Source organism: Clostridium sp. C2-6-12 (assembly GCF_009928485.1).
Lineage (GTDB): Bacteria > Bacillota > Clostridia > Clostridiales > Clostridiaceae > Clostridium.
In genome coordinates this window covers 15,854-30,681 of the sequence record NZ_JAABNP010000030.1, presented here as the reverse complement: position 1 = coordinate 30,681, position 14,828 = coordinate 15,854, and the positions used below count along the sequence as shown (strand labels likewise).

Annotated in this window: 12 protein-coding genes; all 12 read left to right on the top strand. The window is 30.5% G+C overall.

Going from position 1 to position 14,828, the window contains the following annotated elements:
* The 12 genes from GXK56_RS20685 to GXK56_RS20630 all read left to right on the top strand — a co-directional run bounded on the left by GXK56_RS20685 (nucleotide 1) and on the right by GXK56_RS20630 (nucleotide 14,670).
* Nucleotides 1-786 carry an electron transfer flavoprotein subunit beta/FixA family protein gene (locus tag GXK56_RS20685; RefSeq protein WP_160690968.1) on the top strand — a complete coding sequence of 262 codons (786 nt, stop codon included), beginning with the start codon at nucleotides 1-3 and terminating at the stop codon, nucleotides 784-786.
* Nucleotides 787-806: 20 nt separating this feature from the next.
* Nucleotides 807-1,745, top strand: a complete 939-nt coding sequence (locus GXK56_RS20680; protein WP_160690966.1) for an electron transfer flavoprotein subunit alpha/FixB family protein — start codon at nucleotides 807-809, stop codon at nucleotides 1,743-1,745.
* Between the two features lie 281 nt (nucleotides 1,746-2,026).
* Complete coding sequence (locus GXK56_RS20675; protein ID WP_160690964.1) at nucleotides 2,027-3,562, top strand: L-lactate permease; 1,536 nt, start codon at nucleotides 2,027-2,029, stop codon at nucleotides 3,560-3,562.
* A 56-nt stretch (nucleotides 3,563-3,618) separates the two neighbouring features.
* Nucleotides 3,619-5,046, top strand: a complete 1,428-nt coding sequence (locus GXK56_RS20670; protein ID WP_160690962.1) for an FAD-binding oxidoreductase — start codon at nucleotides 3,619-3,621, stop codon at nucleotides 5,044-5,046.
* 76 nt (nucleotides 5,047-5,122) lie between these two features.
* Nucleotides 5,123-6,262 carry an acyl-CoA dehydrogenase gene (locus GXK56_RS20665; RefSeq protein ID WP_160690960.1) on the top strand — a complete coding sequence of 380 codons (1,140 nt, stop codon included), beginning with the start codon at nucleotides 5,123-5,125 and terminating at the stop codon, nucleotides 6,260-6,262.
* Between the two features lie 562 nt (nucleotides 6,263-6,824).
* Nucleotides 6,825-8,126, top strand: a complete 1,302-nt coding sequence (locus GXK56_RS20660; protein WP_243156200.1) for a WYL domain-containing protein — start codon at nucleotides 6,825-6,827, stop codon at nucleotides 8,124-8,126.
* Nucleotides 8,110-9,132 carry a WYL domain-containing protein gene (locus GXK56_RS20655; RefSeq protein ID WP_160690958.1) on the top strand — a complete coding sequence of 341 codons (1,023 nt, stop codon included), beginning with the start codon at nucleotides 8,110-8,112 and terminating at the stop codon, nucleotides 9,130-9,132. Before GXK56_RS20660 ends, GXK56_RS20655 begins: the two co-directional genes overlap by 17 nt.
* A gap of 655 nt (nucleotides 9,133-9,787) precedes the next feature.
* Nucleotides 9,788-11,239, top strand: a complete 1,452-nt coding sequence (locus tag GXK56_RS20650) for a TROVE domain-containing protein (RefSeq protein WP_160690956.1) — start codon at nucleotides 9,788-9,790, stop codon at nucleotides 11,237-11,239.
* A gap of 24 nt (nucleotides 11,240-11,263) precedes the next feature.
* Nucleotides 11,264-11,449 carry a hypothetical protein gene (locus GXK56_RS20645; RefSeq protein WP_160690954.1) on the top strand — a complete coding sequence of 62 codons (186 nt, stop codon included), beginning with the start codon at nucleotides 11,264-11,266 and terminating at the stop codon, nucleotides 11,447-11,449.
* Between the two features lie 80 nt (nucleotides 11,450-11,529).
* Entirely contained in the window at nucleotides 11,530-12,753 is a 1,224-nt protein-coding gene (locus GXK56_RS20640; RefSeq protein ID WP_160690952.1) for an RtcB family protein, read from the top strand.
* Between the two features lie 134 nt (nucleotides 12,754-12,887).
* Complete coding sequence (locus GXK56_RS20635) at nucleotides 12,888-13,694, top strand: nucleotidyltransferase domain-containing protein (protein ID WP_160690950.1); 807 nt, start codon at nucleotides 12,888-12,890, stop codon at nucleotides 13,692-13,694.
* On the top strand, nucleotides 13,663-14,670 hold the full coding sequence (locus GXK56_RS20630) for a nucleotidyltransferase domain-containing protein (RefSeq protein WP_160690948.1): 1,008 nt from the start codon (nucleotides 13,663-13,665) through the stop codon (nucleotides 14,668-14,670). The genes GXK56_RS20635 and GXK56_RS20630 overlap by 32 nt, the downstream gene beginning before the upstream one ends.
* Nucleotides 14,671-14,828: the final 158 nt, after the last annotated feature.

The window sequence follows — 14,828 nt, the reverse complement described above, 5'->3', positions numbered from 1 at the left end:
ATGCAGATTCTGTTATGCGTAAAGCAAGTTCCAGATGATTCCATTGAAATCCATTTGGATAAAGAAATCAAAAAGCCTAATTTAAAAGGAGTTAGTTTAGTGGCAAATGCCTTTGATACATATGCATTGGAACTAGCAGTCCGTTTTATGGAGGCTCATGGAGGAAACGTTAGTGTATTAAGTGTTGGAGCAGAGGATTCTATAAATACGTTGAAAAATTGTCTTGCGGTAGGAGCTAAGGAAGCATTTTGTGTAAAAGATGATTCATATGCGGATTTAGATGCTATGGGAACAGCTGAGGTTTTAACAGATGCTATTCATAAGCTTGAACAAGAAAAAGGAAAAAAATTTGATTTGATTCTTTGCGGAAAGGAATCTACAGATGAAATAACTGGTCAAATAGGAGCTATGCTTTCTGAAAAGTTAGGATTAGGATATGTCAGTAGCGTAATTGAAATCGATTTAAATGATAATGGGATAAAGGTACATCAAGAAACAGAAGAAGGATATAATGTAGTTTCTTTAGATTGCCCAGCTGTAGTAACAGTAAGTAAACCAGATTATGATCCACGTTATCCTACAATAAAGTCAAAGATGGCAAGCCGTAAGGCGGTTATTAAAACTTACACAGCAGCAGAAATTGGAGAAGTAAAACAAGCAAAAGTGCGTTGCACAGAATATATTGAACCTCCAAAGAAAGAAGCTGGAATAAAGATTCAAGAGAAAGATGCACTATTAGCAGTAAGTGTTGCTATGGAGCAAATGAAAAAAGATAAGGCAATCTAATTAAGGAGGAAGCAAAAAGTATGAAAGCATTATTGTTTATTGAGACAGATGGAGAAAAAGCATTAGGTGGAAGCCTTGAACTAATTAGTGCAGCAAAAGATTTAGATGCAGAAGCAACCGTAGTTGTAGCTGGTAAAAGAGCAATAGCAGATACAGTAGCAGATTTCGGAATTCAAGTTACTTTTATAGATACTGCAACAGAATGTGATACTTTGACAGAAGCATTAGTACAAGTTGTTAAGGAAGAAAATCCAGAGCTTTTATTATTAGCTAATACAACACTTGCAAAAGATCTTGCACCACGTATTGCAGGACGCCTAAATTTAGGTTGTGTAAGTGATGTAATAGAAATAAAAACATCTGATAGTAAAGTTATATATACTAGACCAGCTTATGGAGGAACAGTTTTAGAACATATTGAAGTGGACGGGCCAGCTGTAGTTACAGTTAGAAATGGCAGCTTTTCAAAGCCAGATAATACTTCAAAGGCAGTTGTTACAGAAAAGAAAGTGGAAATCCCAGCAGAGGTAATTAAGGCAAAAATTGTTGACACAGTAAAAGAAATCTCCGAATCAGTTAATTTAGAAGAAGCTGAGGTTATTGTTTCAGGTGGACGTGGAATGGGAAATGAAGAAAACTTCAAACTTGTAGAGGAATTAGCACGTGTACTTGGAGGTGTAGTAGGAGCAACAAGACCAGCAATTGAAAGTGGATGGATTTCTCGTGCACATCAAGTAGGACAATCAGGAAAAATAGTAGCACCAAAACTTTATATTGCATGTGGTATTTCTGGAGCAACACAACATACATCAGGAATGTCAGGAGCTAAATATATTGTAGCAATTAATAAGGATGAAGATGCTCCAATTTTTGAAGTGGCTGATTTAAGTATAGTTGGAAATGTAACTGAAATCTTGCCAGTTATGATTGAGGAAATGAAGAAAGTAAAAGCACAGTAGATAGCTTTAGTGTTGAGAGAGATGCAGATGTTGAAATAAATTCAAATACTGTAGAAGGAAATAAGAAGAATAATGTATATAAATTCACACTTGTACATTTGAAGAATTATTGGTAGAACATAAGTCGATAAGAAACGCAGTATATAAAAAACAATTGGATTGGAATATATGTAAAAACAGTATTAGATTAGCAAGTGAGAAACAAGAGAATAATAATATGGGGGCATATCAATTTTGAAAGGGTTGTACACCTAAAAAGTGTATAAGAGGAGGATAAGAGAATGCTGTTTTTTAAATTCTTAATGGCTATAATACCAATAATTTGGCTCATAATTGCACTTAGCAAGTTAAAAATGCCAGGTTATAAAGCTTGTTCTATTGCACTAGTTCTTACAATGTTTTTAGCGGTTTTCTTCTGGAAATTAAGTGGGATTTCAACTGTGACAGGAGTACTTGAAGGAATACTTAACGCATTGTGGCCAATTTGTTTAGTTATTGTTGCAGCCTTATTTACGTATAACTTGATTTTACGTACAGGTGCAATGGACTTTATAAAAGAAATGTTAGCTGGAGTTTCCATGGACAAAAGGGTTTTAACATTAATTATTGGATGGGGATTCGGTAATTTCATGGAGGGAATGGCGGGCTTTGGGACAGCAGTTGCTATTCCAGCATCAATGCTTGCTGGTCTTGGACTTAATCCATTTTCAGCAGTTATAGCATGTTTGGTTGCAAATAGTACACCAACTGCATTTGGATCAGTTGGAATACCACTTGTAACAACTTCAGCAGTGACAGGAATTGCAGCGAATACCTTGGCTGCTAATACAGCAATAATTGAAGCCGCTCTTATTTTTATCAGTCCATTTGTTATGGTATGTATTGTAGGTGGCGGAATAAAAGCATTAAAAGGAGTGTTTCTTATTACAGTAATTTCTGCATTATCATTTACAGTACCTGCTTATATTACAGCAACAGTGGTTGGAGCAGAACTACCTGATATAGTTGGGTCTATCTGCTGTATGATATGTACAGTTGCTGCAGCTAAAATCTTTAACAAAGAACCTGAAAAGGAATATTGCATTGAAATTAATGATAATCAAAAAAAGCAAACTTTATCACTTAGTAAAGCTATGCAGGCATGGTGTCCGTTTATTTTAATATTTTTAATGCTAATGTTCACGTCTACATTATGTGCACCAATTCATGATGCTATTGCAGTGTTTAAAACCAGTACAAGCGTATATGCTGGTAAAGGTGGAAACACACTTACTTTTAGCTGGATTAATACTCCAGGAGTTATTATTTTTATCGCTGCAATTATTGGAGGCTTAATTCAAGGAGCAAAAATATCAACTATGTTTGATGTATTAAAAGGTACCTTAAAAGCAAACTGGAAAACAATTGCTACAATTTGTGCAGTTATGTCAACGGCAAAGGTAATGAGCTATAGTGGAATGATTTCAGATATTGCAAGTCTTTTAGTTGTAGTTACTGGAGGAGCATATCCACTTATATCACCATTAATTGGAGCTATTGGAGGATTTGTGACAGGTTCAGGTACATCAACTAGTGTTTTATTTGGAGGCTTGCAAGCGCAAACAGCACAAAATCTTGGACTTTCTGGAGCATGGATGGGAGCTGCAAACACTTTAGGTGCAGGTATAGGAAAAATGATTTGTCCTCAAAGTATTGCAATTGGTGCCAGCGCAATTAATCAATCTGGCTCAGAAAGTAAAATTTTACGATGTGTATTTAAATATTTTGTATGTTATATAGTGGTTGCTGGAATTATATGTTTTATAGGAACAATTTAGGGCAATTAACTGTAAATGAATTTTTATACTGATTATGTTAGGAAGGAATGAGTATTATGGCTGAGTATAATCAATTGACAGAAGAATTAATTAGCAAATTAAAGGAGGCAGCTCCAGGGCATATTTTAACAGGTGATGATATTAATGAAGATTATTGTCATGATGAAATGCCTATTTATGGGAAAAAGGCTCCGCAAGTTGTATTTATGGCACATTCTACAGAAGAAGTTTCTAAGGTAGTGAAGATATGTAATGAAAATAAGATTCCAGTAACTCCAAGGGGAGCAGGAACAGGTCTTGTAGGGGGAGCAGTTCCAGTACTTGGTGGAGTTTTAATAGATATTACAAAGATGAATAAAATACTTTCTTATGATATGGAAAACTTTGTTGTTCATGTAGAAGCTGGTGTTTTACTAAATGATCTTGCAGAGGATTGTGCAAAACAAGGCTTATTATATGCTCCAGATCCGGGTGAAAAGTTTGCTTGCTTAGGTGGAAATGTAGCAACAAATGCTGGTGGAATGAGAGCTGTAAAATATGGTGCAACACGTGATTATGTACGTGCAATGAAAGTAGTTCTTCCAACAGGAGAAGTTACAGATTTCGGAGCTACAGTATCAAAAACAAGTTCTGGTTACAGCCTTTTAAATTTAATGATTGGTTCAGAAGGCACACTTGGAATTATTACAGAACTTACTTTGAAGATAATGCCAGCACCAAAGGTAGTAGCTAGTTTGATTATTCCTTTTGAAAATTTAGATGATTGTATTTCTACTGTTCCTAAATTTAAAATGGAGCATATGAATCCACAAGCATTAGAATTTATGGAAAGAGAAATTGTTTTAGCTAGTGAAAGATATATTGGAAAGAGTGTATTCCCACAAGTAATTGATGGAGTGAATGCAAATGCTTATTTACTTGTTACTATAGATGCAAGTAATGAAGATGAATTAAATGATCTTATTGAACAAGCAAGTGAAATAGTACTAGAGGCTGGAGCAATTGATGTTCTTGTTGCAGATACACCTGCAAAGATAAAAGATGCATGGGCAGCTCGTTCTAGTTTCTTAGAAGCAATTATGGCAGAAACAAAGTTATTAGATGAATGTGATGTTGTAGTTCCAGTTAACAAAATTGCTCCATATCTTGCTTTTGTAAATAAAGCAGGGGAAGAATGTGGAATAACAATTAAGAGTTTTGGACATGCCGGAGATGGAAATCTTCATATATACCAATGCAGCAATGATTTAGAAGAATCAGAATTTAAAGCAAGAGTTGATAAATTCTTTAAGATCATTTACGAAGAAGCAATAAAATGCGGTGGACTTGTTTCAGGAGAACATGGAATTGGTAGTGGAAAGATGAGTTATTTAGCAGATAGCATTGGAGATGTAAATATGGAATTAATGAAAGGCATTAAAAAAGTCTTTGATCCAAATTCTATTATGAATCCAGGTAAAGTATGCTGTCCAATAGAGGGGTAAAAAATAATTTATATAAATACGGTTGATATTTCGCAAAATAAAAAAGGAACAAAAAAGAGAGAGGCAGGAAGTTAATATGAATTTTAAACAAGATGAAAATCATGAACAATTACAAGAAATGTATAGAGATTTTGCAGAAAATGAAGTAAAACCAATTGCTAAAGAAATAGATGAAAGCATGAGATTCCCAGAAGAAAATGTAGCTAAAATGGCTGAAATGGGCTTGCTTGGGATTCCATTTCCTGAAGAATACGGCGGAGCAGGTATGGATACACTAAGTTATATACAATGTGTAGAAGAATTATCTAAATGCTGCGCTACAACAGGAGTTATAGTTTCAGCTCATACAAGTCTTTGTGCAACACCAATTTACACATATGGTACAGAGGAGCAAAAAGAAAAATATTTAAAACCACTTGCTTCAGGAGAAAAATTAGGTGCTTTTGGATTAACAGAGCCAGTTGCAGGAACTGATGCTTCAATGCAAAAGACAACAGCTGTACTAGAAGGAGATAACTATATATTAAATGGAAGCAAAATATTTATCACTAATGCAGGATATGCAGATATATATATAGTTTTGGCTATGACAGATAAGACTAAAGGAACAAAAGGTATTTCAGCATTTATTGTTGAAAAAGATTTCCCAGGCTTTTCGGTTGGAAGTCATGAATTAAAGATGGGAATTCGTGCATCTTCTACTTGTGAATTATTCTTTGATAACTGTATAGTACCTAAAGAAAATCTTTTAGGAGAAGAAGGCAAAGGCTTTAGTATTGCAATGGCAACTCTTGATGGAGGCCGTATTGGTATTGCTGCACAAGCCCTTGGAATTGCAGAAGGAGCTATAGAGGAAACTGTAAAATATGTTAAGGAACGTGTTCAATTTGGAAAGTCTATAGCACAATTCCAAAATACACAATTTGAATTAGCACAAATGCGTGCAAATACAGAAGCTGCGAAACTTTTAGTATATCAAGCAGCATGTGCAAAGGATGATCACGAAAAATTCACACATTTAGCAGCTATGGCAAAATTAGTTTCTGCTAGAAATGCTACTGATGTAACTAATCGTTGCTTACAATTATTTGGTGGATATGGATATACAAGCGATTATCCAATTGAAAGAATGATGCGTGATGCCAAAATAACAGAAATCTATGAAGGAACATCAGAAGTTCAAATGATGGTAATTTCAGGATGGATGCTTAGATAATATTTAATTAATATGCTCTCTAGTTAATCACATGAAAAAATAATAGACAAATATATGATGGTATTAGTTTATTATTTTGATTGTGAATTAAACCTAAATATAAACAAACTATGAAAATAACAAGTTCAACTATATGATGTAGGGGACTTGTTATTTTTTATATTTAATAATTACAGTAATGGAAATATTTTTTGAATAATAGTACTTATAAGTTGCTAAAAAAACACTAAAAGAAGATTTTATTTGAAGAGGCTGACATATATTAAATGTGGTAGACCTTTTGTTTTATATAAAACTATGTTCATAGGAAAATATGTTTATAGTTTCATAGGAATATATAAATCTATGAAAATATGTACATATTTATAGTGAATATGAGGGCTTATGATGATTTTGCAGCAGCTGAATATAAAAAAGGAAAACTTGGACTGTATATATGCATATGATGTGTGATATTTTGTAAGTTATGTTATAATAAGTGTTATCTTAAATGAAGTAGAAACATTAATCAAGGGGCTAATACATGGTATAGTTTACCAAGGGTCAGTCACCAAGTAGAGGAGTGGTTTATATTTTTCCAGATTTTATTAAGCATTATGATTTAATACGTTCAATACTGCGAGATGTTTTTTTATATGGATGTTTTTCAAAAGGTGATTTAGAAAATAAGAATCATGGTAGCTTACGAAAAGTTAGTTATGAGATGCGTCGAATTAAACAATACATAGAAGAGGATTTTATTAAAATAGATAAAGATGGAAAGAATAAATTATTAAGTTTAAGCTATGATGATATTTCGAATACAAAAAATTTTCTGATAAATACATATTTAAGTAAGAGTTTTACTCGTTCTGATATTACTTTATATTATTATTTGCTTTTAATTTTAAATTATAAAAATGAACCTATGACATTTTCTGATATTGAAAATGAATTGGTAAGTAAAGAGTTAATTGATTATGAAAGTATAAGCAGTAAAACTATAGAAAGAAAGTTAAATGAATTATCAAGCTCTATGGAAATTGTATCAGTTAAAAAAAATGGACGAGTTAAAGAGTATTTTATTTCCGAGGATATTCTAAAAGAACTTAATGATGAAGAAATTCTAAAGCTTTACTATATAGTAGACTTATATAAGAATATTATCTTTCCTAACGTAAGCGGTCATTATTTTTATGATACATTATGTGATTATATGGAATTTGAACGAAACATAATACCAAAGGATAATAATTGTTTTCAATATAAAAACTTGCATTTTCATCCTGTAATTGAAGAAGAATTGATTTTGAAAGTTATGACAGCAATTGAAAATAGAAATGAGATAAGACTTGAGAATAGTTGTAAAACTAAACATATAAAAAGGTATGATAAGGAAGTGATTAGACCTTTTAAGCTAAGATATGATATTGAATGTGGAAGGGTTTATGTTTTTTCATTTACCAATAATGGGAGATGCGTTAGTGCAAGGCTTGATAGGAAGAATGATGTTGAGATTTTAAAAACAAGATTCAATTATGATAAATATGAAGAGAAGTATAAGTTAGCTATGGGAAAAAGTTTTTCAAGTGTGCCTCATAACACTGATGCTCCATATGAAGAAGTTGAATTTGAAGTTAAGATTAATTACTTAAATGAATATTATATAATTGAAAAGATAAAAGGTGAATTAGGGGAGTGTACTTGTGAGGCTATAAGTGATACTACATATTCCTTTAAAAAGACAGTAAATGATGCATGGGAAATGATTCCGTGGATAAGGAGATATGGTGGTTATTTAAGGGTTATATCGCCTAGTTATCTTCATAGAAAAATAAAAAAGGATTGGGAGGATATACTGAATAATTATGGAGTTATTTCATGAATATAAAAATAAATATTTTCATTTAGTATTTAGAATTTTGAATCTGGCAAAGAATGGACTTTATAAAGATGAAATTATAAGGCTTATTGAAAAAGAAGAATATGATGAGAAAATAATAGGAAAAGACTTTAAAACTTTTGAAGGAATGCTTTTAAATCAATATAGCGAAATAGATAATTTTAATTTCTTGGAAGAAAAAGAGGGAAAGTATTATAGTATTTTAAATAATCAAGATAGTATACCTCTTAAAGTTAGATTTTCAAAGCTAGAAAAATCCTGGCTTAATGGAATGATTAAAGAATCGGTAGTACAAGCTTTACTAGGAAAAGAAACCTTAGAAAAATTGGAAGCAGCCTTGATAGATGTAAAAAAGGGAAGTAATGAAGTAATAGAATTTACAAACAAAGTAAAAAGTGATTTTGACATTGATTTAGAAAAAATAAGTAAGGATTTTTATACAATTTTAGAAGGAATAATTAATGAGAAGCCTATTTTATATTCTAATGTAGATAAGAATGGCAATGAATATAATAACCAATTAGCACTTCCAATTAGAATTGAGTATTCCTTAAAAGATGATAAATTTAGAGCATCTCTATATTCTTTAGAAGAGAATAGATCTATATTGGTTAATTTGCATACCTTAAAGGAAGTTAAAATAGCACAAGATGTTAATTCAAAAATAAAAAGAGAAGATGTACTTAAGATATTAAAAGAAAAAAAATACTCAGAAATTCCAATCACAATTGAGCTTGAAGATATTAGGGGAGCTATGGAAAGATGTTTTATGAGTTTTTCTTCATTTGAAAGAAATTCAAGGAACATTTCAGAAAATAAATATGAAATAGATATCTATTATTATACCTTTGAAGAAGATGAGGTTATAAGAAAAATAATGTCCTTAGGACCATATGTTAAAGTAAAGTCACCTGATAGAGTTAAAGAGAATATTATTGATAAGATTAAAATGGCATTAAGGTTTGAAGATACCCAGAAGTTTTTATAAATAGCTTCTGGGTATCTTTCTTTTAATATGGTATTAACTTATATTAAAGAAGTGCCAGCTTTATTATGATAAATTTTACATTAGCATCCAAAAGATGCAAACTTTTTGTCTGTAAGAAAATTATAGAAAGAATATAATAAATATTGTAGTCAGGAAACAAAATAATAAGGAAGTGCATATTTAAGTTACTTCGATGTTAACGTAGGTGTCATTGGTTCGATTCCAATCTCATAATTTTTCAAAATTATGAGTAGCTCAGTAGGTAGAGCACTAAATACTTAAATAGTTTTTCTCCTTATAAAATTGTTTCATTGATAGTAAAAAGATATGGCAGTGTATATTTAAGTTACTTCGTTTCAGGGGTAGTAATATTGGTTCGAATCCAATTGCATATTTTCAATATGTATAGTAGAAGGGATAACACACTACCAGAATACTTAAATAGCTTTTTTCTCCATATTAAAATAAGGGCAGTGCAGAAAAGTGTTACTTCGTTATTGGGATTAATAAATTGAATTTGCTGCAACTATGATTGCAGCTAACACTTTTCGTCTTTCTCCCTTTAAGTAAATATTTAAAAACTTTATTGTGAAAAAAATAAAATCACCTAAAACAAAATTTTATTGAACTTCAAAATTGAAAGGAGCAAATTAAAATGTCAAAGTTTAATATTTTTAAGAATACAATAAAAAATCATGAAGGCCATGTGGCTTTTAAAATGGAACTAAAAGAAAAACTAATAACTGAAGTTTTAACTAGCTTCTTTAATGAAGGGAAATATTATGGAGATAATTCTGTAGAGATAGTTAGTGATTTAAGAAAAGTTATTAAGATAGATCCAAAATTTGTAGCAAATTTAGCTATATATGCTAGGAAAGAAATTCATTTAAGAAGTATTTCTCATGTTATGGTTTCAGAACTTGCTCATGATGTTCAAGGCAAGAAATATGTTAGAAGAGTTTTAAATGAAATAGTTGAAAGAGTTGATGATATGTCAGAAATCTTAAGCTGCTATTTAAATGTATATGGAAAGCCAATACCAAATTCTTTAAAGAAAGGGATAGCAGATTGTTTCTTGAGATTTGATGAATTTTCTCTTGGAAAATATAATGGAGCAAAAGAAATTAAACTTAAGGACATAGTAAATTTAGTTCATCCAAAGCCAAGCACAAATGAACAAAGTGATATGTTTAAGAGATTACTTGAAGATAATTTAAAAACACCTTTTACTTGGGAAACAATGCTTTCAAGCGAAGGAAATAACAAGATTACTTGGGAAAAGTTAATTGATAGCAATAAGCTTGGTTATATGGCTATTCTTCGTAATTTGAGAAATATTATTAAAGCGGCACCTGATAATATTAATAAGGTATATGAAGTTTTAGAAAATGAAAATAGAGTTAAAAAGAGCAAGCAACTACCTTTTAGATATTATTCAGCCTTTAATGTATTATCAAATGAAGGATTAGGAACATCAAAGATTTACGATGTATTAGAGAAAGCAATTAAACATTCTACAAAAAATATAGAAAGATTGAGTGGTAAGACGTTTATATCTACTGATGTATCAGGTTCTATGAGTTCTAGAGTAAGTGCAAAAAGTGATATGACTTGTGCTGAAATCGGTACTGTATTAATGTCCATTGCAAATAGTATCTGTGATGAAGCAATAACAAGCACCTTTGAATTTAGCTTTAAATTAACACCGCTTGCAACTCAAAATGGAATAATATCGAATGCAAAGTCTATAAGACCTACATGGGGAGGTACTGATCTGTCGCTTCCAATAAGATATTTACTAGAAAATAGGATTTATGTAGATAGAATAATAATTCTATCAGACAATGAGATAAATAGGGGATATGATACAGTATGTCAAGCTTATATAAATGAATATAGAAAGAAAGTAAATCCTAATGTTTGGGTACATGCAATTGATCTTTTAGGCTATGGCACACAGCAATTTAAAGGAAATAAAGTAAATATAATTGCAGGCTGGAATGAAAAGATATTAGAATTTATACCAAATGTGGAAAATGGCCTAAGTAATATAAAAGATACAATTGAGGATTATTATTTTAAGGAAGAATTAAAATCAATTATATAGAAATATAGGGGAAGTGTATATTCTATGAAAAATGTTTATGTTGTTGAAGGAAAAAATATATATGATTTAAACTCACTTTTTAATGAGTTTGTTAAGGCAGTTAATGCTCCAAACGGTTATTTGGGATCAGGTTTATTGGCATTTGATGAAATAGTAAACAGTATTCAAAGTGTTACAAAGAGAGCACGTTTAGGATGGAGAGTAGATTAAAAGTTAGAATAAATATTGGAAGGAAGTGAAGATTTAGTGATTGGTGTATTTGCTATGCTGCATATCACTAAAGTTAATATATGTTAGAAGTTAAAGGAAAATATAATACTGCAAAAGTATTTACAGATAATATAGAAATAGAAGCAATTGAACAATTAAAAGAATTATGTAATCAGTCTTTTGTAGAGGGCTGCAAGGTTAGAATAATGCCTGATACTCATAAAGGAGCAAGCTGTGTTATTGGATTTACAGCAGATTTAGGAGATAAGGTTATTCCCAATATTGTTGGAGTTGATATTGGATGTGGAATGTTAACTATAAACTTAGGGAAAATAGAAATAGATTTAGAAAAATTAGATGATATTATCCATAAATATGTTCCATCAGGAATGAATGTCCACCAAGGAAGAGTCGTTAAATTTTCAGAACTCCAAAATTTAAAATGCCATAGAAGCTTGAAGAATACTAAAAGGCTTGAAAGAAGTATTGGTACCTTAGGTGGGGGAAATCACTTTATTGAATTAAATGAAAGTGCTGATGGAACTAAATATCTTGTAATACATTCAGGAAGTAGAAATTTAGGATTGCAAGTGGCTAACATTTATCAAAATCTAGCTATAGATTTATGTAGTGGTAAGGGAGATTATTTTGTAAAGAGAGATAAGATAATTAGTGAATATAAAGCAGATGGACGTAGAAAGGAAATTCAAAAGGCTTTAAAGGATTTAGAAGCACTATATAATGACCTAATGCCAAGCTATCCAAAAGAGTTATGCTTTTTAAGTGGAGATTACAGAACAGATTATTTAAATGATATGAATATATGTCAAGAATATGCTGTTTTAAATAGAAACACTATGGCAGATATTATATTAAAGAAGCTTCTTGGAAAAGGCTTTGATGAATTTGAAGCGTTTTCGACTACACATAATTATATAAATTTCAAAGACAATATAATTAGAAAAGGAAGTATTTCAGCTTATAAAGGAGAAAAAGTGTTAATTCCCCTTAATATGAGAGATGGAAGTATAATTGCCATAGGAAAAGGAAATCCAGATTGGAATTATTCAGCACCACATGGTGCAGGGCGTATTATGAGCAGGACTAAAGCAAAAGAAAAAGTTAATTTAGAGGAATTTAAGGCTTCAATGGAAGGAATTTTTACAACTTCAGTTACAGAAGCAACACTTGATGAAGCTCCAATGGTATATAAGCCTAAGGAAGAAATACTTCAAAATATTTCTGAAACTGTTGATATTATTGAAATAATTAAACCAATTTATAATTTTAAGGCTCAAGGTTAGGAAAGCGAAAATTAATATATTATTATAAAGGAATTAAATTTAAAAAGTATGTAGGATACAAATTTTATAGAAATGTATTGGGATATAATAAGACTTTTTTATATACCAAATGAGGAAGGGGCGAAACTAGATTCATGGAGAAAATAATACAAGCTCAATTAAAAAGTATAGAAGAAAAAAATAATGTAAAAATATTATATGCTGTAGAATCAGGAAGTCGTGGCTGGGGATTCGAGTCTAAAGATAGTGATTTTGATGTGAGATTTATTTATATTCATCAACCAGAATGGTATCTAAATGTATTTGAAGGTTCGGATGTTATTGAAATACCTATAGATGAGGTTTTAGATATTAATGGATGGGATCTTAAGAAAGCTCTAAAGCTTATGTATAAATCCAATTCACCTGTATTAGAATGGTTATCTTCTCCAATTAAATACAAACAGAATCAAGAGTTTGTAAATGAATTAAGACATGTTGCAGAAAAGTATTTTTCACCAATATCAGTTACATATCATTATATAAATATTGCAAAGAAAAGCTGCGATGGATTGGTGGAGTTTGAAAATATTAAAATCAAAAAGCTTTTTTATGTTATTAGACCAATTTTAGCATGTATGTGGATAGAAAATTTTAATACAATCCCACCTATGAATTTACAAGCAATGATGAAAGAAGTTGAAATAGACAACAAAATTAGAGAGATAATTGATAAACTTGTTATTGTTAAAGCTGATAGTATAGAGTCAGACACAATAAAGCCACCTAAAGAATTAGTGGAATTTTTAAGAGATAAGCTAGAATATTATTATAATTATGCAAAAGGAATTAAAAATGAAAAAGAAAGAGATTCTAGTATTTTAAATGAATTTTTTCATAAGACTCTTAAAGAGTATAGTGGAGGTATAAATGAAGAGGGTATCAAAGGAAATTATAAATAGAGAAGAATATAAATTTATCCACTCAAATAATAATTTAGGAGATAACATCATTTATTTGACACTTTCAGGATCAATAGGATATGGAACTAATTTAGATAATAGTGACATAGACTTACGAGGAATTACCATTGAAAGAAAAGAAAATATGTATGGATTTCAAAGCTTTGAACAATTTGAAGATACAGAAACAGATACAGTTATCTATGGACTTAAGAAATTTGTTTCATTAGCGTTAAAAGGCAATCCTAATATTCTTGAATTATTAGGTACTAAGGATGAACATATAATTTATATGAACAAATACGGTGAGGCATTACGTAAAAATAAAGAATTATTTATATCCAAAAGAGTAATAAACACTTTTGGTAATTATGCTACTGCACAATTAAGAAGACTGCAAAATGCTTTAGCAAGGGATGAGTATCCACAGGAAGAAAAAGAAAAACATATACTTAATACAATAAATAATCAAATGAATCATTTTTCATCTAATTATACAGAGTTTCCAAAAGGAAGCATAAAATTATATATTGATAAATCGGATAAACAAGAAATAGAAACAGAGATATTAATGGATATTAATATAGATAAATATCCATTAAGGGATTTTAGCAGTATATACTCAGAAATGAATAATATTGTTCGTGATTATGATAAGCTTAATCATAGGAATAGAAAAAAGGATGAGGGCAAGCTTTTAAAACATGCTATGCACTTAATAAGACTTTTAATTATGGGAACTGAAATATTAAAAACTCATGAAATTAACACCTTTAGAGAAAAAGAACATGATTTATTAATGGATATTAGAAAAGGTAAGTATAGTTATGATGAAGTGTTTAAAATGGTAGAATTATATGAGTTCAATTTTAAAGAAGCATCAGTTAATACTGCTTTACCTAATAAACCAGATGAAGGACAAGTTGAAGAATTATTGATTTCATTATATGAGGAATATTACAATTTGAAAGGTTGAGAACAAAAGCTTCACTAAATTTAAAGATTAGTGGAGTTTTTGTTTTTATGCTTAAAAAAATGTATAAAAGTAAAATGATTCTATGGGGCTGAATAAATAATTTTTTAAGGATTTTTCTATATTATTCACTAACTTGAGAAATGTAAAAAGCATGGAAA

Excerpts from the sequence above, each read along its gene's own strand:
- GXK56_RS20685 (WP_160690968.1), top strand. The coding sequence starts at position 1 with ATGCAGATTCTGTTATGCGTAAAGCAAGTTCCAGATGATTCCATTGAA.
- GXK56_RS20680 (WP_160690966.1), top strand. The coding sequence starts at position 807 with ATGAAAGCATTATTGTTTATTGAGACAGATGGAGAAAAAGCATTAGGT.
- GXK56_RS20675 (WP_160690964.1), top strand. The coding sequence starts at position 2,027 with ATGCTGTTTTTTAAATTCTTAATGGCTATAATACCAATAATTTGGCTC.
- GXK56_RS20670 (WP_160690962.1), top strand. The coding sequence starts at position 3,619 with ATGGCTGAGTATAATCAATTGACAGAAGAATTAATTAGCAAATTAAAG.
- GXK56_RS20665 (WP_160690960.1), top strand. The coding sequence starts at position 5,123 with ATGAATTTTAAACAAGATGAAAATCATGAACAATTACAAGAAATGTAT.
- GXK56_RS20655 (WP_160690958.1), top strand. The coding sequence starts at position 8,110 with ATGGAGTTATTTCATGAATATAAAAATAAATATTTTCATTTAGTATTT.
- GXK56_RS20650 (WP_160690956.1), top strand. The coding sequence starts at position 9,788 with ATGTCAAAGTTTAATATTTTTAAGAATACAATAAAAAATCATGAAGGC.
- GXK56_RS20645 (WP_160690954.1), top strand. The coding sequence starts at position 11,264 with ATGAAAAATGTTTATGTTGTTGAAGGAAAAAATATATATGATTTAAAC.
- GXK56_RS20640 (WP_160690952.1), top strand. The coding sequence starts at position 11,530 with ATGTTAGAAGTTAAAGGAAAATATAATACTGCAAAAGTATTTACAGAT.
- GXK56_RS20635 (WP_160690950.1), top strand. The coding sequence starts at position 12,888 with ATGGAGAAAATAATACAAGCTCAATTAAAAAGTATAGAAGAAAAAAAT.
- GXK56_RS20630 (WP_160690948.1), top strand. The coding sequence starts at position 13,663 with ATGAAGAGGGTATCAAAGGAAATTATAAATAGAGAAGAATATAAATTT.